Origin of the sequence: Actinoplanes sp. NPDC051851, from assembly GCF_040681165.1 — a bacterium.
GTDB lineage: Bacteria > Actinomycetota > Actinomycetes > Mycobacteriales > Micromonosporaceae > Actinoplanes.
Genome location: NZ_JBFAYF010000004.1, coordinates 21,214 through 40,314 on the forward strand (window position 1 = coordinate 21,214; position 19,101 = coordinate 40,314).

The 19,101-nt window shown below is 72.0% G+C and carries 14 protein-coding genes; 2 read left to right on the plus strand and 12 right to left on the minus strand.

Features of this window, described 5'->3' with window-relative positions; all coding sequences use genetic code 11:
• Window positions 1-15 precede the first annotated feature (15 nt).
• On the plus strand, window positions 16-2,763 hold the full coding sequence (locus tag AB0M08_RS05720; protein WP_364488999.1) for a twin-arginine translocation signal domain-containing protein: 2,748 nt from the start codon (window positions 16-18) through the stop codon (window positions 2,761-2,763).
• Window positions 2,764-2,875: 112 nt separating this feature from the next.
• A complete protein-coding gene (locus tag AB0M08_RS05725; protein WP_364489002.1) occupies window positions 2,876-5,929 on the plus strand; it encodes a glycoside hydrolase in 3,054 nt (1,017 codons plus the stop codon).
• Window positions 5,930-6,129: 200 nt separating this feature from the next.
• Here AB0M08_RS05725 and AB0M08_RS05730 read toward each other — a convergent pair whose 3' ends face one another.
• The 12 genes from AB0M08_RS05730 to AB0M08_RS05785 form a co-directional block, all read right to left on the minus strand.
• On the minus strand, window positions 6,130-7,560 hold the full coding sequence (locus tag AB0M08_RS05730) for a prolyl oligopeptidase family serine peptidase (RefSeq protein WP_364489005.1): 1,431 nt from the start codon (window positions 7,558-7,560) through the stop codon (window positions 6,130-6,132).
• A 107-nt stretch (window positions 7,561-7,667) separates the two neighbouring features.
• A complete protein-coding gene (locus tag AB0M08_RS05735) occupies window positions 7,668-8,330 on the minus strand; it encodes a response regulator transcription factor (RefSeq protein ID WP_364489007.1) in 663 nt (220 codons plus the stop codon).
• A complete protein-coding gene (locus tag AB0M08_RS05740) occupies window positions 8,327-9,478 on the minus strand; it encodes a sensor histidine kinase (protein WP_364489010.1) in 1,152 nt (383 codons plus the stop codon). Before AB0M08_RS05740 ends, AB0M08_RS05735 begins: the two co-directional genes overlap by 4 nt.
• Before the next feature lie 14 nt (window positions 9,479-9,492).
• Entirely contained in the window at window positions 9,493-11,286 is a 1,794-nt protein-coding gene (locus tag AB0M08_RS05745; RefSeq protein WP_364489013.1) for a CHAT domain-containing protein, read from the minus strand.
• A gap of 4 nt (window positions 11,287-11,290) precedes the next feature.
• Entirely contained in the window at window positions 11,291-12,082 is a 792-nt protein-coding gene (locus AB0M08_RS05750; RefSeq protein ID WP_364489016.1) for an adhesin, read from the minus strand.
• A gap of 18 nt (window positions 12,083-12,100) precedes the next feature.
• The gene (locus tag AB0M08_RS05755; RefSeq protein WP_364489019.1) at window positions 12,101-13,147 is read right to left on the minus strand and encodes a hypothetical protein; all 1,047 of its coding nucleotides are present in this window, start codon (window positions 13,145-13,147) and stop codon (window positions 12,101-12,103) included.
• A gap of 333 nt (window positions 13,148-13,480) precedes the next feature.
• Complete coding sequence (locus AB0M08_RS05760; RefSeq protein ID WP_364489022.1) at window positions 13,481-14,659, minus strand: MFS transporter; 1,179 nt, start codon at window positions 14,657-14,659, stop codon at window positions 13,481-13,483.
• Window positions 14,635-15,648, minus strand: a complete 1,014-nt coding sequence (locus AB0M08_RS05765; RefSeq protein ID WP_364489025.1) for an ABC transporter substrate-binding protein — start codon at window positions 15,646-15,648, stop codon at window positions 14,635-14,637. The genes AB0M08_RS05760 and AB0M08_RS05765 overlap by 25 nt, the downstream gene beginning before the upstream one ends.
• Window positions 15,649-15,662: 14 nt before the next feature.
• Window positions 15,663-16,475, minus strand: a complete 813-nt coding sequence (locus AB0M08_RS05770) for an ABC transporter permease (protein ID WP_364489028.1) — start codon at window positions 16,473-16,475, stop codon at window positions 15,663-15,665.
• Window positions 16,472-17,236, minus strand: coding sequence for an ABC transporter ATP-binding protein (locus AB0M08_RS05775; RefSeq protein WP_364489031.1), 765 nt, complete (start codon window positions 17,234-17,236; stop codon window positions 16,472-16,474). The genes AB0M08_RS05770 and AB0M08_RS05775 overlap by 4 nt, the downstream gene beginning before the upstream one ends.
• A complete protein-coding gene (locus AB0M08_RS05780) occupies window positions 17,233-18,153 on the minus strand; it encodes a DUF6282 family protein (RefSeq protein ID WP_364489034.1) in 921 nt (306 codons plus the stop codon). The genes AB0M08_RS05775 and AB0M08_RS05780 overlap by 4 nt, the downstream gene beginning before the upstream one ends.
• Window positions 18,154-18,387: 234 nt before the next feature.
• Complete coding sequence (locus AB0M08_RS05785; RefSeq protein WP_364489037.1) at window positions 18,388-19,098, minus strand: MBL fold metallo-hydrolase; 711 nt, start codon at window positions 19,096-19,098, stop codon at window positions 18,388-18,390.
• Window positions 19,099-19,101: the final 3 nt, after the last annotated feature.

Consider the following 19,101-nt stretch of genomic DNA (forward strand, 5'->3'; position numbering starts at 1 on the left):
CAGGAGGAGCCGGTCATGTCGGAGATCTCCCGACGAACCTTCGTCCGAGGCGTGGCTGCCGCAGGTGCGGCCGTACCCCTCAGCGGTCTTGCGACATCGACGCAAGCGCACGCGGAACCACCCACCCTGACCCCCACCCAGCTGCTGAAAGGCGCGGATGCGCCGCAGTCGGTAAATCTGAGCTGGCTGGAGGGGAAGCCCAGCGTCGGCACCGGCAGCACCTGGGGTGTGCCGTGGCCGAAAGGGACGGTGGCGCCGGGTGAGCAGTTCGCGCTCACCGCCACCGGTGGTGCGACGGTGCCGGTGCAGAGCTGGCCGATCGCCTACTGGCCGGACGGCACGCTGAAGTGGAGCGCGCACGCCATCCCGGCCGCCGACGAGTTCCTCGCGGACGGCTACACGCTGACCCGGACCACCGCGCAGGACGTGACGCCGCCGATCCTGGTCGCCGACGAGAAGGACCGGGTGATCGTCAACACCGGAATCATCAAGGTGACCATCCCGAAGAAGGGCTCGGCGGTGGTCGGCTCGATCACCCGGGACGGCGTCGAGATCGCCCGCACCATGCAGCTGGTGAGCCTGCGGCAGACCACGGCCGACGACGGCGACGAGACGAAGTCGTCCCGCGAGCGGCTGATCTCGGATGTCAAGAACGTGAAGATCGAGCAGCGCGGGCCGGTCCGCGCCGTCGTGCGGATCGAGGGGAAGCACAAGCGGCGCGGGCGGTCCTGGCTGCCGTTCAGCGTGCGGCTCTACTTCTACGCCGGCGCCGAGCACGTCCGGATGGTGCACACCTTCGTCTTCGACAGCGAGGGGCAGGACGAGTTCATCGCCGGGCTCGGCGTCCGGGTCGGGGTGCCGATGCGGGACGCGTACTACGACCGGCACATCCGGATCTCCGGCGACGGGGACGGGCTGCTGCGCGAGGCGGTCCGCGGGATCACCGGGCTGCGGCGCGACCCGGGCGCGAGCATCCGCACCGCGCAGATCGCCGGGGAGAAGCTCGCCGACCCGTCCACCTGGGACCAGCGGGTCACCACCCGGCTCGACCTGATCCCCACCTGGGGCGACTACACGCTGAGCCAGCTCAGCTCCGAGGGTTACACCATCAAGAAGAGGACCAAGCCGGGGTACGGGTGGATCGGCGTCGACTCCGGTCAGCGGGCCGGCGGGTTCGGGTACGTCGGAGGGGTCACCGGCGGGCTCGGCTTCGGGATGCGGGACTTCTGGCAGCGGACGCCGACCCAGCTGGACATCCGGGGTGCCGCCGGGGACGAGGCGCAGGCCACGCTCTGGCTCTGGTCGCCGGAGGCCGGGCCGATGGACACCCGCTTCTACCACGACGGGATGGGCCAGGACACGTACCCGGAGCAGTTGGAAGGCCTCAACATCACCTATGAGGACTACGAGCCGGGCTTCGGTACGCCGTACGGCATCGCCCGCACCACCGAGCTGACGTTCTGGGCACTCGCCGCCACCCCGTCCGCCGAGCGGCTCGCCGCGCTGGCCGGTGCGGTCGCCACCCCGCCGCAGGTGGTGGCCCCGGTCGAGCACCTGGTCACCAGTAAGGCGTTCGGCGGGCTGTTCAGCCCGGTGGACCGGTCCACCCCGGCGCGCGCCAAGGTCGAGGACCGGCTGGACTTCCTCTTCGACTACTACCGGGACCAGCGCGAGGTGCGGCACTGGTACGGCTTCTGGAACTACGGCGACATCATGCACACCCCGGACGCCGACCGGCACGTCTGGCGGTACGACGTCGGCGGGTACGCCTGGGACAACTCGGAGCTCTCGCCGGACCTGTGGCTCTGGTTCGCGTACCTGCGCTCCGGCCGCGCCGACATCTACCGGTTCGCCGAGGCGATGACCCGGCACACCGGCGAGGTCGACGTCTACCACCTCGGCGAGTGGGCCGGCCTCGGCACCCGGCACGGCGTGATGCACTGGGCGGACAGCGCCAAGCAGCAGCGGATCAGCACGGCCGTGTACCGGCGGATCTTCTACTTCCTCACCGCGGACGAACGCGTCGGGGACCTGATGGCCGACCTGGTCGACTCGGACGAGACGTTCCTGGTGCTCGACCCGCTACGCAAGATCCGGACGGAGCCGTACACGCCGGACCCGCACGCGCTCTCGATCGGCCTCGGCACCGACTGGAGCGGCCTCGCCGCGGCCTGGCTGACCGAGTGGGAGCGGCGCGGCCCGCAGGCGGCGATCGCGGAGAAGAAGCTGCTCGCCACCATGCGGACGATCGCCCGGATGCCGAACGGCTTCGTCACCGGCAGCGGGCTCTACGACATCGACACCGGCGAGTTCGCCGAGGCCGAGAAGCTGGTCAGCGTCTCGCACCTGAGCGCCATGTTCGGCCAGGTGGAGATCTGCGCCGAGCTGATCGACCTGGTCGACGTGCCGGGCTTCGAGGCCGCGTGGCTGCAGTACTGCCGGCTCTTCAACGCGACCAAGGCCGAGCAGGCCGCGGAGTGCGGCGCGGACTTCGGGACGCTCATCCTCAAGCAGGGGCACTCCCGGCTCACCGCGTACGCCTCGGTCCGGCTGACCGACGCCACCCTGGCGGCCCGGGCGTGGAGCGAGTTCACCGGAACCGACGGATACACCGACGCCTCGCCGTGGACGACCACCCGGCGCGAGGGCCCGGAGGTGCTCAACGCGGTGGACGAAGCGTCCTGGGTGGACACGAACACCACCGCCCTGTACGGGCTCGCGGCGATCCAGAACCTCGCCCTGGTCGGCGACAAGCTCGCCTGATCCTTCGCGACGGGCCCGGCGTGGGACGCCGGGCCCGTCTTTCTTGACATTGAGTCAATCGAATGTCGAAACTGTTGCATCCTCCGATGTTTACGTAAACAAGGGACCGCCCATGTCGTTACGTATCGGCCTCGCCACCCTGCTCACTCTCGGTCTCGCCACCGTGCCGGCGTCGCCCGCGTCCGCTGCCGTCGATATCGCCACCACCACCGTCGTCGTCGACCCCTCCTACCAGGAGGCCGCCTGGCAGGGCTGGGGCACCAGCCTGGCCTGGATGGCCGAGGCCACCGGGGACTACCCGGACGAGATCCGGCAGAAGCTGGTCGACCTGGTCTTCGGCGCAGAGGGGCTGAACCTCAACATCGCCCGGTACAACATCGGCGGCGGGAACGCACCGACGGTCACCGACTACCTGCGACCGGGCGGCGCGGTTCCGGGCTTCTGGAAGGCCGGCCAGCAGTACGGCCCGACCGACAAGGACTGGTGGGATCCGGCGTCCGCCGACGACTGGGACTGGGACGCCGACCCCAACCAGCGCTGGTGGGTGGACCAGATCAAGGACAGGGTCACGCACTGGGAGGCGTTCAGCAACTCGCCGCCCTACTTCCAGACCGTCTCCGGGTACGTCAGCGGCGGGTTCAGCGCGACCACCGACCAGATCCGTACCGAAAAGGTCGATGATTTCGCGACATATCTTACTTCCGTCGCTTCGCACCTCGAGCAGGCGCACGGCATCACCTTCGACTCGATCGAGCCGCTGAACGAGCCCAACACCAACTACTGGGGAACGACGCTGGGCTCGAACGGCCAGCCCACGGGCGGACGGCAGGAGGGGGCGCACGCCTCTCCCGCTCTCCAGGCCGCGGTGATCAGCGCCCTGGCGGACAAGTCGGACGAGTGGGAGATCTCCGCACCGGACGAGACCAACCCCGGCACGATGGTCACCGACTACTACGGCTGGACCTCGTCGGCCCGCGACGCCGTCGACCGGCTCAACGTGCACACCTACGGCACCGGGCAGCGGACCAGCGTCCGGGACATCGCGAAGGCCTCGCAGACGCCACTCTGGATGAGCGAGGTCGAGGGCAGCTGGGGCAACGACTACACGAGCATGAACTCCGGACTCGGCATGGCCCAGCGGATCATCGACGACATCCGTGAGCTGGAGCCGTCCGCCTGGGTACTCTGGCAGCCGATCGAGGACCTCGACAACATGGTCGCCGAGGGCAACCTGCAGTGGGGCGAGATCCACGTGCCGTTCGACTGCACGGCGTCGGACACCCTCGCGACCTGCCCGGTCAAGACCAACACCAAGTTCGACACGATCCGGAACTTCACCCACTACATCCGGCCCGGCGACCACGTGGTCAAGGTGAGCGACACCCGCAGCGTCGCCGCGATCACCGCCGACGGCACCGGCCTCACGGTCGTGCACACCAACCCGGCGACGACGGCGGAATCGGTCACCCTCGACCTGTCGAAGTTCGGTTCCGTGTCGCGTTCCGCGACCGTCACCCCGGTGGTCACCGACGCGTCGGGCAAGCTCGTGCAGGGTTCTCCGGTACGCGTCACCGGCGGCACCGTCACGCTGGACGTACCGGCGCAGTCCGTGACCTCGTTCCTCGTCACCGGCGTCTCGTCGGCGTCCTCGGCACACCTCGTGGACGGGGACACGTACCGGATCCAGGGGGTGGCCAGCGGTCGCAGCCTCTCCTCGGACACCACCATCCGCACCAACGACGTGACCGACACCGATCAGCTGTGGACGCTGCACGCGGTGGCCGGCGCGGGCACCATCGACGCGACCTACCGGCTCGTCAACGTGGCGACCGGAGCGACCCTGACCGCGGGCGGCGGTGACCTCTGGCGAGTCTCCACCACCGGGGACGGGACGTACACCCTGATCAACGTGGCCGCGCAGCTGCTGCTCGACGTCTCCAGCGGCGCGGTCACCGACGGCTCCCCGGTCAGCCTCTGGCAGCCCACCTCGGCCGGCAACCAGCGCTGGGCCCTGAAGGACGAGACGGTGACCACGCTCGCCCCGGCCGTCACCTACACCGTTCCCGGGCGTACCCCGGTGCTGCCCGCGACGGTCTCCGCGACCCTGGCCGACGGCACCACCCGCGCCCTGCCGGTGACCTGGTCCCTCCCGGCCGCGTCGTGCTGGCGCAAGCCCGGCGTGGTCACGGTCCACGGCACCGCCACCGACGTGCTCGGCAAGACCCACAAGGCCACCGCGAAGGTCACCGTCGACGTCTTCACCTCGACGCTGCCCGGCCGCGCCAAGACCTTCCCCGGCGGCCGGCCCGCGCTGCCCACCACGGTCGTCGCGGTCGGCAGGCACGGCGGAGAGGCCGACATCCCGGTCACGTGGTCCACCGGGACGTTCGACACGCTCGGCGTCGCCACGCTGACCGGCACCGCCACCGTCGTCGACGGCACCACGCTCCCGGCCACCGCCCGCGTCCAGGTCACCGCACCGGTCGACGGGCTGACCTCGGGCCACACGGTGACCGCGTCGTACACCGAGCCCGGATACTCCACCGCCGGCCTCACCAACGGCGACACCACCGACAAGGCCTGGTCCGACTGGAAGTCCACGGACCGCAACGCGGCCGAGACCCTGACCGTCGCCCTCCCCGCCGGTACCGTCCCGTCCAAGCTGACGCTGACGTTCTACCGCGACAACTCGTCGGGCGGCGGCCTCGCCCAGTCCGTCCAGGCCGGCATCCCGGACGCGTCCGGCGCCTGCGTGCTCACCGGCGCGGTCATCCCGGTCGGCGTCGACAGCCCCCTCGCCGTCGACATCCCGGTGCCGTCCGGCGCCACCACGTCCCTCTGCCTGCGACTGACGGCGGTGCCCAACGGCTATCTGACCGTCTCCGAGCTTCAGGTGTACGCCAAGGCCCCCGGCACCGGCTCCGACGCCTCGGTCTCGTCCCTGCTGGTCGACGGCGTTCCGGTCCACGGCTTCACCCCGTCCACCACCACGTACCGGGTCACCGTCCCGAACCCGTCCAAGGCCGTCGTGACCGCGACCGCGACCGACCCGTACGCCACGGTCACGGTCACCGGCACCGGCCGCACCCGCACGGTCACCACGACCAGCGAGGACGGCTCCACCCAGTCCACCTATCGCGTGGAGCTGACCGCCACCCACCGCTGACCCCGACCGCCCACCCTCCATGGCTGGCGTCCCGGGGGTGTGTCACACGACCCGACACACCCCCCGCTGGTCGATTCCAGCGGGACCGTCACCGGCGGGGTGGGCGTTCTCGGTTTTTCATGATCAACTGCGGGGATGATCTTCGTGGCTGGCGTTGTGCGCCTGCCGGCCTCGGCGGACGGTGCGGGGCGGGGCGGGCGTCAGGGGAGGAGGAGGCCCCAGTACAGGGACCAGGGGAGGAAGAGGGCGCCGGCCGTGATCAGGAAGCCGAGACGCAGGCGGTCGCCGGCGGCGGTGCGCCACGCGTGGATCGTCATGGCGGTGGTGATGACCACGACGAGGGCGGCTGCCTGCAGCGCCAGCCAGAACACCGGGCGGCCGGCCAGCATCGGGCCCGGCGAGATGCCCTTCCAGTCGGCGCTGTCGGCGACGAGGACGAAGTACGCGACGAAACCGGTGACCGCGGCGGCGCCGACGGCGGCCAGGACCCGGGCCGGGACGGTGACCGGGACGGCGACCGCGACGGCGACCGGGGCGGAACGGCGGCGGACCCAACCGGCCGCGACCGTGCCGCGCCGCAGCCGCCGGATCAGCGCGATGACCGGGTAGGCGAGGAAGCCGGTCAGGAGCACGGCGAGGACGGTGAGCTGCGCGGGCCAGGACTCCCACCACGCCGACGGGGAGAGCGCGACGCTGGTGGCCGACTGCGCCGGGGACGGGTCGACGCGGGGCGCCGGGACCGTGCCGGCGGCGACCGACCGGACGTAGGCGCCGACCATCTCCGGGTAGCCGGGGTAGAGCTCGTTCGTGTACATGCCGGTCTCGTCGAGGACGCGCAGCGTGTGGCCGGCGCCGGGCAGGACCCGGACGGTCAGCGGGGTACGGATCGTCGCGCGCAGCACGGCGGCGCTCTCCGTGGCCGGGACCTGGGTGTCGGCCGAGCCGTAGACCGCGAGGACGGGCTGGGTGACGGCGGCGAGCGCGGGACGCGTGTCGTAGCCGGCCTCGGCGAAGAGTCCCGCGTCGTCGGCGAGGCGGTAGAACCGGGTGGAGAGGGTCTCGGCGAGTGCGCCGGTGACCCCGGCGGCGGCCAGCTTGTTCCGCATGTTCCAGTTCTGCACCCGGACCGGCGAGAGGGCCGGTGCGGAGGCGAGGACCAGGAAGGCGATCTCCGGCGAACGGCTCGCGGCGAGCGGCATCACCCAGCCGCCCTCGCTGATCCCCCAGAGTCCCACGGCGTCCGGCCGCACCCCGGGCTGCCGCCGCAGCACGCCGACCGCGGAGACCACGTCGTCGGCGAGCGTCGAGTAGACCGGTTGATCGAGCGGGCGTTTGTCGTACGACAGCACCGCGATCCCCTGCCGGGCGAAGGCGATCGCCTCCGGGGTGAGACCCGACCGCTTGCCGGTGCCGGAGCCGCTCACCAGCACCAGCCCGGGTAGCGGGCCGGAGGTCGTGCGGGGCGCGACGACCGTACCGGAAAGGATCGTGCCGTCCCTGGTGGGAACGGCGATGTCGGTCGTGGTCAGATCGGCCGGGATCGACGGCGGGACCGGGGCTGCGGAGGCGGCGGAGGGCGCGCCGATCAGCGCGGCGACGGCGAGGAGCGGGACCAGGATGCGTGTCTTCACCAGATGATCGTCGATGAAACGGCGCGCCCGGCCATCGCCGCCGAGAGCGGTTCCGGACTCACTCTCCAGAGGGAGAGGAGGTCTCCGTCAGGGGGAGGAGGTCTCCGTCAGGGGGAGGGCTCCCCCGCCACCACCAAGCCGGACTCGTAGGCGGCCACCACCGCCTGGGCCCGGTCGCGCAGGCCGAGCTTCGCCAGCACGCTGCTGACGTGCGTCTTCACCGTGTGCTCGCTGACCACCAGGGCGGCGGCCAGTTCGGCGTTGGTCAGCCCGCGCCCGAGCAGCCGCAGCGTCTCCCGCTCCCGCGGGGTGAGCCGGTCCAGCCCGGGCCAGGGCGTGGCCGGCGGCGCCTGACCGCGGACCGCCGTCTCGATCAGCCGGGTGGTGACCGCCGGGGCGAGCAGCGACTCACCGGCGGCGACGACGCGGACCGCGTGGACCAGTTCGGCCCGGCGTACGTCCTTGAGCAGGAACCCGCTCGCACCGGCCCGGAGCGCGTCGTAGACGTAGTCGTCCTGGCCGAAAGTGGTCAGCATGAGCACCCGGACCGACCCGCCGCTGAGCCGCCGGGTGGCCTCGATCCCGTCCATCACCGGCATCCGGATGTCGAGCACGAGTACGTCCGGCGCGTGCTCGTGGACCGCGGCCACCGCCTCGGCGCCGTCCGCGGCCTCGGCGACCACCGTCATGTCGGCCTCGTTGTCCAGGATCATCGCGAAGGCGTTCCGGATCAGTTCCTGATCATCGGCGACCACGATGCGGATCGTCACCGGGCCACCGCCGCCGTCGCGCCGGGCAGGCTCGCCCGCACCTGGAATCCCCGGCCGCCGGGCGCCGGACCGGACGACGCGGTCCCGCCGCAGGACACCGCCCGCTCCCGGATCCCGATCAGCCCGTGCCCGTGGCCGTCCGCCGCCCGTGGGCCGCGGCCGTCGTCGGTCACGGTGAGGGCCAGTCCACCCTCGTGCCAGTCGAGCGTGACCGCGACCGTCGTCGCCCGCGCGTGTTTGAGCACGTTGGTCAGCGCCTCCTGAACGATCCGGTACGCCGCGACCTCGGTCTCCGGCGGCACGCTGCCGGGCTCGCCGAGCACGTCCAGCGTGACCGCGGTGGATCCGGTACGGGCGACCTGGCCGACCAGGTCCGGGAGGCCGGCGAGCGTGGGCTGCGGGCTGCGGTCCCCCTCGCCGTCCGCGTCGAGGACGCCCAGGATCCGGCGCAGCTGGGCCATCGCGTCCCGGCCCGCCTCGGCGATCGCGTCGAACGCCGCCTCGGTCCGCTCCGGGCCCTGCTTCATCACCACCGGGCCCGCCTCCGCCTGCGCGATCGTGATGCTCACCGCGTGGGCGAGGATGTCGTGCATGTCGCGGGCGATCCGGGACCGCTCGCGCGCCGCCGAGAGCTCCCGCTCGCGTTCCAGGTGGCGGGCGCGTTCCCGCAGGGTGCGCACCTCCTCCCGGCGATTCGCCCAGGCCCTGCCCATCACGTACGCCGTGGTCCAGAGCAGTGCACCCCGCGCCGCCGTCTCGATCGAGCCGGTGAGGATGAACGCGCCCCACCCGATGATCACGAGGGCGCTGATCCGCTGCCATCGGGGCGCCTGCGCGGCGACCGTGAACATGGCGATCAGCGCGCCGTACCAGAGCGGCTGCCGCGGGCCGGTCGGCACCAGCGTGTACAGGGCGGCCGCGAGTTCGCTGGCGAGCAGCACGGCGAACGGCGCCCGCCGCCGCCAGACCACCGGCAGCGACACCGCGACGGCCACCGCGTAGGCGCCGGGCGGCCAGGGCCCGCCGCCGGAGACGAACGGGGCGAGCTGGGCGATCAGCGCGATCACCGCCAGCCCGACGTCGACCACCGGCGGCGGCAGCCCGCGCACCCGGCTCACCACCCGTTCCCACCACGATCGCTCCGGCACGGACCGATTCTCACCTATGTGGACGCGACGTGTCGCTCCCCTGCACGCAGCAGGATCCCGGTGAACGTCTGGCCCTTCAGCGCGGCGGCGTCCCTGCCCTCCTCGAAGGCGTCCGGTACCTCCAGACCGTGGCCGAGCGCGTCGTAGAAACCGCGGGTGAACTCGATCGCGGCAGGGTCGGCGAGCGGGCCGTCCGAGGCGATGGTGTACTCGGTGCCGATCCCGGTGATGCTGTCGACCGAGAGTGAATAGCAGGCGTTCAGCACCGCGACCCGGATACCCCGCCGGGCGAAGAGCTGGGCGAGCGCCGCGGTCGGCGGTTCGAAGAGGTTGCCGACGGCGTCCTCGAAGGCCAGCCGCCCGTCCGGGGCGCCGTGGCCGGAGAAGTGCACGACGTCGAAGCGGGTGGCCATCAGGGCACGGCGCAGGTCGTCGACGGTGACCGCGTTGAGGGTCTCGATCGTGATCCGGTCCCGGCCCGCCGACAGCTTGATCGACTCGCGCAGTGTGCGGTCCTCCTCGCCGAGCCGCAGGTCCTTGCTGCCCCGCGGGTTGGCGCACGCGAGCAGGATGTTCAGTTTCGGTCCCGCCTCCTCGGCACCGGCAGCCGAGCCGCCGCCGACGTTGAACGAGCCGTGCACGACGCTCTCGTTCACGACGGTCGCGTGGTCACCGCTGATGTGGAACACGGTCCGGCCTCCGGGGCTGGGAGCGGGTGGCAGGCGCCAGGCCGACGCCGCCTCGGACGCGTCCATCGTCTCGGCCAGCAGCCGCAGTCCGGACGGTGGCGGCTCGGGAAGGTGGGCCAGGTAACCCCGGTCCCAGCGCTCGTTCTCCAGCATCGTCACGTTGCGCCAGGCGGTGTCCCTCTCGTCCGGCGCGGGGGTGACCACGACGTGCGTGGTCTCGCCGTTGCCGCGCGGCGCGCAGATCGTCGCCGCCACCCGGGCCACCAGCGGCTCCGGGAGCGGCTCGGGCGAGGCGAGGGTGATCCGGGCCCGGAAGACGCCGGACTGGTAGTGCCGCCACGCCTCGGTGAAGAGCGGGGCCGCGTACGCCGCGAACGGGTCGGCGGGCAGCTCGTAGCTGTGCTGCCGCAGCGAGCTCTGCGCGGACCGGCCCGGGGTGGCGAGCCGGCCGTACCGGATGGCCAGGTCGGCGAGCATGCCGCCGAACTGCGGGGGCGGCGCGTACGGCTCCAGCCCCACGGTCAGCAGGAACGGCTGCGGCAGATCGGCGACACCCTGCCAGAGCGGATCCCAGCTGGACGCCCCGGTGGCCAGCCGCGGCACCGCGAGGTAGTACGCGACCCCCGCGTCCCGCCGGATCGGCCGGGCCCACCGGATCTGCTTGCGGACCTCGGCGAGCCCGGACGGGTGCGGCCGGAACGGGTTCAGCAGGCGCTGGATGTCGGCGGCGGAACCGGCCGAGGTGGCGCGTACATGCGGAGGAAGCGAAGCGAGACGGTCGCGCAGACGCCGCGCCGCGGAGGTGGCGGCACCGGCGGTGGGTGTGTCCACCCGGCCGAGCAGCACGCACCGCAGCTTCTCCCCCGGCCGGTGCAGATAGCGCAGCTCCAGCCGGGCGCCGCCGGCCGGATCACCGAGCCCGGCGAGCCAGCCCGCGTCGGCGATGGCCGCCTCGGCGCGCCGCTCCCCCTGCGAACCCTCACCGGACTCCCGCCCGGGGACCGGCTCCACGAGCAGGGCGGCCCACGAGCGGAAGCCGTGCGGGCCGGCGGCGGTCAGCACGTCCGCCGCCGGCCCGTCCGGGAACCTCCCCAGGTCCCGGCCGGACATCGCCGTCATCCGGTCAGCCCGCCAGGTGCGCCGGGCGGCCCGGCGCCATCGCCGAGGAGCTCGACGACACCGACTCGATCGGGATGTCGTAGCCGAACGTGGCGGCGATCGGCACCTCGAGGCCGTCGACCGCCGCGTCCACGCCCTCGCGGACCGCCGAGTGCACGGCCTCGCGGACCGCGCGGACCCGCTCGGTGCGCAGCATCTGGTTGATGATCCCGGTGCGCCCGAGCATCGCGCCGAGCATGTCCTTGAGGAACTGGCCGATCAGCTGGTAGCCGCGGCGGTCCCGCCACATCGTCCAGCCGACGTAGAGCGAGGTGCCGAACGCGAAGACCGACACGTAGGCGATGTACGACCGCTCGACGATGATCAGCCGGTTGTTGACCGTCTCGGCCATCACGTCGCTGCGGATCCGGCGGGCCGTGACGCCGACCGGGATCCGGCGGCGGGACATCGACTGGTAGATGGCGGCGTACGACGACTCGGCCGCCGCGGACTTCCCCTCGATCAGGGTCTTCCACTCGGCGACCGGCTCCTCGATCTTGACCAGGAGCAGGACGGCGAAGAAGACGCCGATCCCGAGGATGCTGCCGAGGCCGTACACGGTGACCGAGCCGGTCCCCCCACCGCCGGCCAGCAGGAGCAGGGCGAACAGCGACATGGCCAGGTAGGTCAGGGTGCCGGCGAGGGCGGCGTACACCCAGAGCCGGATCAGCGTGCGGAACGAGATCGACTCGTCGAGCGCGAGTTCCATCCCGGTGAATTTGAGTGACTGGGTGCGGTAGGCGATGTCCTCGTCCATCGTTCTTCTCCCTATCGGTCAGTAGCCGAGTGCGATCTGGACGGCACCGTCGTCGCCGAGGGCCGCGCTGCCGGTGATGTCGACCGGCACCGTGCCGGTCTCCTTCTTCGCCACCCCGCCGAACTCGGTGTAGGTGGTCGTGTAGTCCGCGGACCCCGAGGTCCCGGTGGCGAACTGCAGGCGCGTCGCTCCCGCTTCCGCCTGCTCGAGCCCGATCTGGGGGTACGCCGTGATCGCCCACGTGGTCGTCTGGCTCCACCACGACGAGGGCGCCCGCAGCGGGCAGCCGTACGAGTACGCCGCCGGGTTGACGCAGTTCGTGTCCAGATACGTCTCGACGGCGGTCTGCACCGCGCCCTGCGCGCCCGCGGCGATCTCCGGCTGCGACAGGTCGATGTCGGCGCGCCCGGCCTGCCCGGAGAACTCGTAGGCGGCGGCTCGCGTGGCACCGGCGAAAAGCACGTTGCCGCTGGTCGTCGCCGCGTAGACGGCCGGGAACACGGGCGTGCCCCGGGCCGCCGTCGCGCTGTCCACGGTGATCCCGTTGACCGCCACGTCCATCCCGCCCGGCAGCGCCACGGTCAGGTACAGGAACGGCTGCTCCAGCAGGTACGGCACATCGCCGTCCTCGGTCTCGTGCACCGTGAACCGCTGCTCGACCGTCTGCCCGCCGAGCGTGTACCGGGTGGTCACCACGGTGTACTCGTCACTCCCCGAGTAGGACTCCGCCGCGTACGGCTCCTCGGACGTGACGCTGAGGTCGCCCGGCCGGTTCGCCTCGGCCGCCAGCGCCTCCGGGACGAGCAGCGGCGCGTCGTCCAGCTCTCCCCCGGTGTCGACCAGCGCGAGCGCCGCGGCGGTGTCCCCCTTGGCCAGGTCGTCGAAGTAGTCCCGTACGGTCCCGCCCGGGCTCGGCGCCTCCGGCCCGAACACCACGAACGCGGCGACCGCGATCACCAGGGCCGCTCCCCCGAACCCGACCCGCCGCCAGGCCTTACGGCTGAGCCGCGGCCCGGTGCTGAGCTCCGCCGGAGCGAACCGGAACACGGTCCCGTCCGTGTCCATCGGCGGCGGTGTGGCCGGCCGCGGCCCCGGTGCCCCACCGTCCGGCGAGGCGCCGGCCGGCGACCCGCAGTGCGGACAGCTCCCGGAGTTCCCGACCGCGATCTGCCCGCATCGCCGGCACAGCACCGGCGCACCTCTCGTCGACACATCCATCCGTCCCCACCGATCCTCCCGGCCAACGCCCTCGGTGGATTCCTGACGGACAGAATTCGGGGACCGCCGATACGTCCGCCCCGGGACGGTGGACGCGCACAGACGGCGCGAGCCGGGTGGTGGGTGTACACGAACGGCGCCGGACGGGCGGCCGGCCCTTCGCCCGGGCGGGAGCCGGGGTCAGGTGGGTGGGCGGGGGATGGCGGCGGCGGACCACGCCGCGACGCCGAGGGTGGCGCCGGTGACCATCAGGACGCCGGAGACGCCGGTCGTCGCGGCCGCCGCGCCGGTGATCGCCGGGATCAGCGTCTGGGCGATGCGGTTGCCGGCCAGGCGTAGCGACAGCACCGTGCCGCGGGTGCCCGACGGGGCGAGCTCGGTCACCCAGGCCATCGTCAGCGGCTGGCAGACGCCGGCCGTGAAGCCGTAGACCGCGGCGAGCGCGATCAGGACCGCGATCGGCGCCGGGACAGTCAGGCCGCCGAGGGCCAGCGCCGACACCGCGCAGCACACCATGGTCAGACCGCGGCGGCCGAAACGCTCGGAGAGCCGGCCCAGGTTGATCCGGGAGAGCATCTGGGCGACGGCGCGCGCCGCGAGCATGGCGGTCAGCCAGTACGGGGCGATCCCGCGCGCGTGGACCAGTGCCGGGAGATACGCCAGGGCCACGTCGATCGAGGCCAGGATCAGCCCGCTGACCAGCATCGCCCGCCACATCCCGGGCAGGCCGAGGAGCCGGGGCGCGGACCAGGTGCCGGTGTCCGCCACGACGGGCGCCGTGCGGGTGCCGCCGAACCCGCAGGACGTCAGCAGGATCAGCACGCTCGCGACGGCGCAGGCGAGCGCGATCGGTGGCAGCGGCGGGACCAGGGAGCCGGGGCGCGGCGGGATCAGCAGCAGCAACGGGCCGAGCATCTGGCCCAGCGAGGTGAGGAACGTGTAGACGCCGAGCGTGGAGTCCAGCCCACCGGCCCGGGCCCGGCCGGCGACCGCGGACTGCTCGCCGACCATCGAGAAGATGATCCCGACGCCGAGCAGCGCGGTCGACACGATCAGCGCGGCCAGGTGCCGGGCCCCGGCCCAGGCGACCAGGCAGGCCACCACCAGGAACACGGCACCGAGCAGCATCCCGGGGCGCTCACCGACCCGGTCGACGAGGCGGCCGGTGGTGAGCGCCAGGATCAGCGGGGGCACGGCGAACGCGGCGGTCAGCACGGCCGGCCAGACCGACCCGTAGCCGAGGTCGAGGACGGCGTACGAGAGGGCCGGGCGCAGCGCGTAGCTGACCACCATGACCAGGATCGCGTGGGCGCCGAGCAGCGCCCAGAACCGCCTTACGCCAGGGCGGAGTTGATCCACGTGGTCGGAACGATCGTGCTGTACGGCGGCACCTCCGTGATCAAGCCGGTCGCCTGGTGGAACGTAGCCGACGCGGTGTAGCCCTCCTCCGGCGGGAGCGGCGACTCGGGGATCTCCTGTTGCAGGATCGGGACCAGCGACTGCACGGTCTCGGGCTTCATCGTCTCCTGGTATCCGGAGAGCAGTTCGCCGGTGCCGGTGGCGTCGCTGTGCACCAGGGCCTCGGCCTTGGCGATGCCCCGCAGGAACGCCGCGACCGCGTCGCTCTTCGCGTCGAGCACCGACTGGGTCGTGAGGATCACGCCGTGGGTGGCGCTCTTGATCTCCGGGACGTCACCGGCGGCGACCGAGATGTAGAGGCGCCCGGCGCCCGCGGCGACCGCGAGCTGGCCGACCGGCTGCGGGAAGGAGAGCGCGTCGACCCGTCTCTGGCTGAGCGCGCCGAGGGCGGCCGACGCGTCGCTGCCCAGGTTGACCAGCTCGGCGTCCTTGGTCGCGTCCATCCCGCCCTTCTTGAACAGGTACTTCACCAGCGCCTCGGTGCCGCTGCCCGGCCCGGTGATGCCGATCTTCTTCCCCTTGAGCGCCGCGATCCGGTCGGCGACCGGCGCGGTGTCACCGGCGGTGGGCATCGTGGCACCGGCGACGATGTCCAGGTAGTACGTGTTGACCAGGCTGCCGATCACCCGGGTCTGGTCGTTGGTCTTGTAGAGGTTGAACGCGTCGGTCATCACCGAGCCGGCCACGTCGATGCTGCCGGACTGCAGGGCCGCGGCGACCTTGGCGCCGGTGCCGAGGCGGGGCCGTTCGCCGAGCGTGACGCCCTCGAAGAGCTTCTTCTGCTCGGCGATGTAGAACGGGAGGAAGGCGATCGAGTTGCTGACCTGGCCGACGTTGAGGGTGCTGGTGTCGCCGCCGGGCGAACCGCCGTTCTTGGCGCAACCGGCGGCGACGAGGACGGAACCGAGTAGGAGGGTGCGTCTCTTCATGGGTGGAACCCCGTTCAGTCGTCGAGAGGCTTCCAGCGGTTGGCGCGGGCGCCGAGGAGGTTGACGAGCAGGTTGAGCAGGGCGGCGAAGGCACTGAGTACGACGAGCGTGGCGAAGACGCCGTCGGTGTCGAAGCGGGCGGAGGCGTCGCTGATCAGGTAGCCGAGCCCTCGGTTGGAGGCGACCAGCTCGCCGATCACCGCGCCGATCAGGGCGTACGGGATGGCCACGTGCAGGCCGGTGAGCAGCCCGGTCATCGAGGCGGGCAGGGTGACCTTCAGCGCGATGTCCCGCCGGGTGCCACCCATCAGCCGGACCGCGTCGATCAGCCCGCGGTCGACGTCGCGTACGCCCGCAGCGGTGTTGAGGAAGACCAGGAAGAAGACACTGACCGCGGCGAGCAGCACCTTCATCTGCACGCCGATGCCGAACCAGACGATGAAGAGCGGCGCGAGCGCCACCTTGGGGATGGAGTAGAGCGCCATCAGGAACGGGTCGAGCACCTGCCAGATGGTGCGGATCGGCGCGACCAGGTACGCCAGCAGCGCGCCGGCCAGGGCGCCGACGGCGAAGCCGAGCACGATCTCCTTGATCGTGGTCCAGGCGTGCTCGGCGAGCGTCCCGTCGGTGATCCACTCGCCGAGGCGGTCCAGGATGCCGCCGGGTGAGCTGACGAAGAGCGGGTCGAGCACCGGGCCGGAGAGCAGCTGCCAGGCGATCAGCGCGGTGATCAGGACTCCGGCGCGCAGTCCCCAGACGGTGACCCACCGGTGGTTGCGCTGCCACCAGGTGGTGGTGCTGGCGATGCGGAGGGGGCCGGTGGTCATGCGGTCGCCGCCTTCTTCAGGGTGGCCGCCAGCTCGCGGTGCTGGGCCACGTAGTGCGGGTCGACCCGGATCTCGTCCAGGTCGCGCGGGCGGTCCAGGTCGACCTCGAGGTCGAGCAGGATCCGGCCGAGCGCCCCGAGCACCACGACCCGATCGGCGAGCAGCAGCGCCTCGTCGATGTCGTGGGTGACGAAGACGACCGTCCGGCCGCTGCCCTGCCAGAGCCGCAGCAGGTCGGCCTGCAGCTCGGTGCGGAGCTGCGCGTCCAGGGCGCTGAACGGCTCGTCGAGCAGGAGCGTCTCGGGTTCCCCGGCGAGCATCCGGGCCAGCCCGGCCCGGCGGCGCATGCCACCGGAGAGCTCGCGCGGGTAGTGCTTCTCGTACCCGGCGAGACCGACCCGCTCGATCAGCGCCTGTGCGGCCTCGGCCCGGCCCGGTGCGGGGTCGCCGCGCAGCTCCATCGGCATCTCGACGTTGCGGCGGACGTCTCGCCAGGGCATCAGCGTGTCGTGCTGGGTGAGGTAGCCGATCTGGGTTCGCGGCCCGGTCAGCCTCTCACCCCGGTAGAGGATCTCGCCGCCGGTCGCGGTGGTCAGCCCGGCCATCAGGTTGAGCAGCGTGGACTTGCCGCAGCCGCTGCGCCCGAGCAGCACCAGGAACGTGCCCGGCTCGACGGCCAGGTCGACGCCGCGGAGCGCGACCAGGTCCTGGCCGTCCTTGGTGAAGTGCTTGGAGAGCGTACGGACCTCGAAGACGCTCACCGTCCCACCACCCGGCGGCTGTTGACGACCGCCATGGTGTGCACCTCCTCGTCGGTGAACCCGGCTTCGAACAGCCGGTCGGCGAGCAGGGCGAGGCCGTCCTCGACGGGCGGGTTGAACGGCTGCCCGAGGTCGCTGGAGAGCAGCGAGTGTTCCGGCCCCGCGGCACGGATGTTCGCGAAGACCGTCTCCCAGGCGACCTTCCCGGTGTACGGCGTGGTGAAGCAGCGTTCCAGCAGCGCCCCGCGTTCGGCCAGGTGCTGCTGGACGCCCGCCTCGAGCTGCTGGGAGGTGAACTCGGGGTGGGTGACGATGATGTGCCGGACGCCCGCGCCGGCCGCCGCGTCCACCGCCGCGACGATCTCCGGCCCGCTGAGGTGGCCGGTGGCGAGGACCATGCCGTGCTTGGCGATCACCGCGAAGACGTCGAGCAGCGCGGGCACGATCGCGCCGGACGCGTCGACCACCTCGATGGTCGGCGCGACGATGCCCTCCGCGGCCAGCTCGTCCTGGAGCGCCGCCCACATCGGGACCGGCGCGCCGGGTGGCAGCGAGTCCCGGCAGGACCGCTCGTTGGCGCAGTCCACGGTGGGCAGCCAGACGACCCGGGCGCCCTGGCGCCCGGCGATCTCGACGGCCACCGGGTTGAGCCCGCCGACCGAGCCGTTCAGGGTGAGCGCGCCGAGCGCCTCGGCCCCGTCCGGCACCGCGGCGCGGACCACCTCGGCCCGCTCGGCGGTGGGTACGTAGTGCGACTTGAGCACGAATCCGCCCAGGCCGACCTCGGCGAACCGGGTGGCCAGCGCGATGTCGTCGATACGGCGCTTCATCACGTCGGGTGCGACGTGGACATGGGTGTCATAAGCCCCGGCGACGATCTCGCGGGCCCGGGCGGAGGGAATCGGATGATCGGACATGTCATCTCCCAGCTCACAAAAGGGGTGAGTGACATCTGCTGGTGGCAAGCCTCACAGTCATCAACATCATTGTCAACAACGCGTTAGCTGTGAGTTATCCACGCATTACACGCGCAGCACAGAGCGCCTGCCGGAACGTCAGACAGGATGTCGACAATCGATGGAGTCTACCCAAAAACGAAGATCATCGATGCCATCGTGTAGTCTGCGGAAACGGGTCGGCGCGGGCGCCACTCAGAGCGAGGCGGCCAGCTTCCGGAGCGCCTCCGCCGCGCCCTCGGTCAGCGGGTCGCCATGGCCGGGCAGGATCGCCCTGACGTCCAGTTCGGCCAGCTTCTTCACCGACGCCACCGCCTGGGCCGCGTCCGCGGTGTACTTCGGGTCGGAACCGGTCAGCCCGTCGTTGGTGCGCAGCGCGTCGCCGGCCACCAGCGTGCCGGTCGACGGGTCGAAGACCGAGATGTGCCCGGCCGTGTGCCCCGGGGTGTCGTAGATCCGCAGCCCGAACACCTCGTCACCCTCGGCGAGCGGCGTGACGGTCAGGTCCGACTCGACGCCCGCGACGTCGGCCCGGCCGGTGTAGACCTTCCCGGTGATCGCGGACGCGACGTCGGCCAGGCCGCCCACGTGATCGGGGTGCTTGTGGGTCAGGATCACGTGCTTGACCGCGCTCCAGTCCGAGCCCGCCGCCGTGAGCCCGTCGGTGATCGCGGCACCCGAGCCCGCGGTACCGAGGTCGACCACGGCCGCCTCACTCCCCCGGACCAGGATGTACGCCGACACGAACGAGAGGTCGACCCGCTGCCAGGCAGGAGCGGACCCGGCGGAGGAGGTGGCCGGGACCGGTGCCGACGACTCGGCGGAGGAGCAGGCCCCCAGCACCGCCACCCCGAGAACCCCGGAGCCGGCGGTGAACAGGAGCCTGCGGCGCGACAGCGATGTCATCGG

Coding starts and splice junctions, on each gene's coding strand:
- AB0M08_RS05720 (WP_364488999.1), top strand. CDS start 16: ATGTCGGAGATCTCCCGACGAACCTTCGTCCGAGGCGTGGCTGCCGCA.
- AB0M08_RS05725 (WP_364489002.1), top strand. CDS start 2,876: ATGTCGTTACGTATCGGCCTCGCCACCCTGCTCACTCTCGGTCTCGCC.
- AB0M08_RS05745 (WP_364489013.1), bottom strand. CDS start 11,286: ATGACGGCGATGTCCGGCCGGGACCTGGGGAGGTTCCCGGACGGGCCG.
- AB0M08_RS05750 (WP_364489016.1), bottom strand. CDS start 12,082: ATGGACGAGGACATCGCCTACCGCACCCAGTCACTCAAATTCACCGGG.
- AB0M08_RS05755 (WP_364489019.1), bottom strand. CDS start 13,147: ATGGACACGGACGGGACCGTGTTCCGGTTCGCTCCGGCGGAGCTCAGC.
- AB0M08_RS05765 (WP_364489025.1), bottom strand. CDS start 15,648: ATGAAGAGACGCACCCTCCTACTCGGTTCCGTCCTCGTCGCCGCCGGT.
- AB0M08_RS05770 (WP_364489028.1), bottom strand. CDS start 16,475: ATGACCACCGGCCCCCTCCGCATCGCCAGCACCACCACCTGGTGGCAG.
- AB0M08_RS05780 (WP_364489034.1), bottom strand. CDS start 18,153: ATGTCCGATCATCCGATTCCCTCCGCCCGGGCCCGCGAGATCGTCGCC.
- AB0M08_RS05785 (WP_364489037.1), bottom strand. CDS start 19,098: ATGACATCGCTGTCGCGCCGCAGGCTCCTGTTCACCGCCGGCTCCGGG.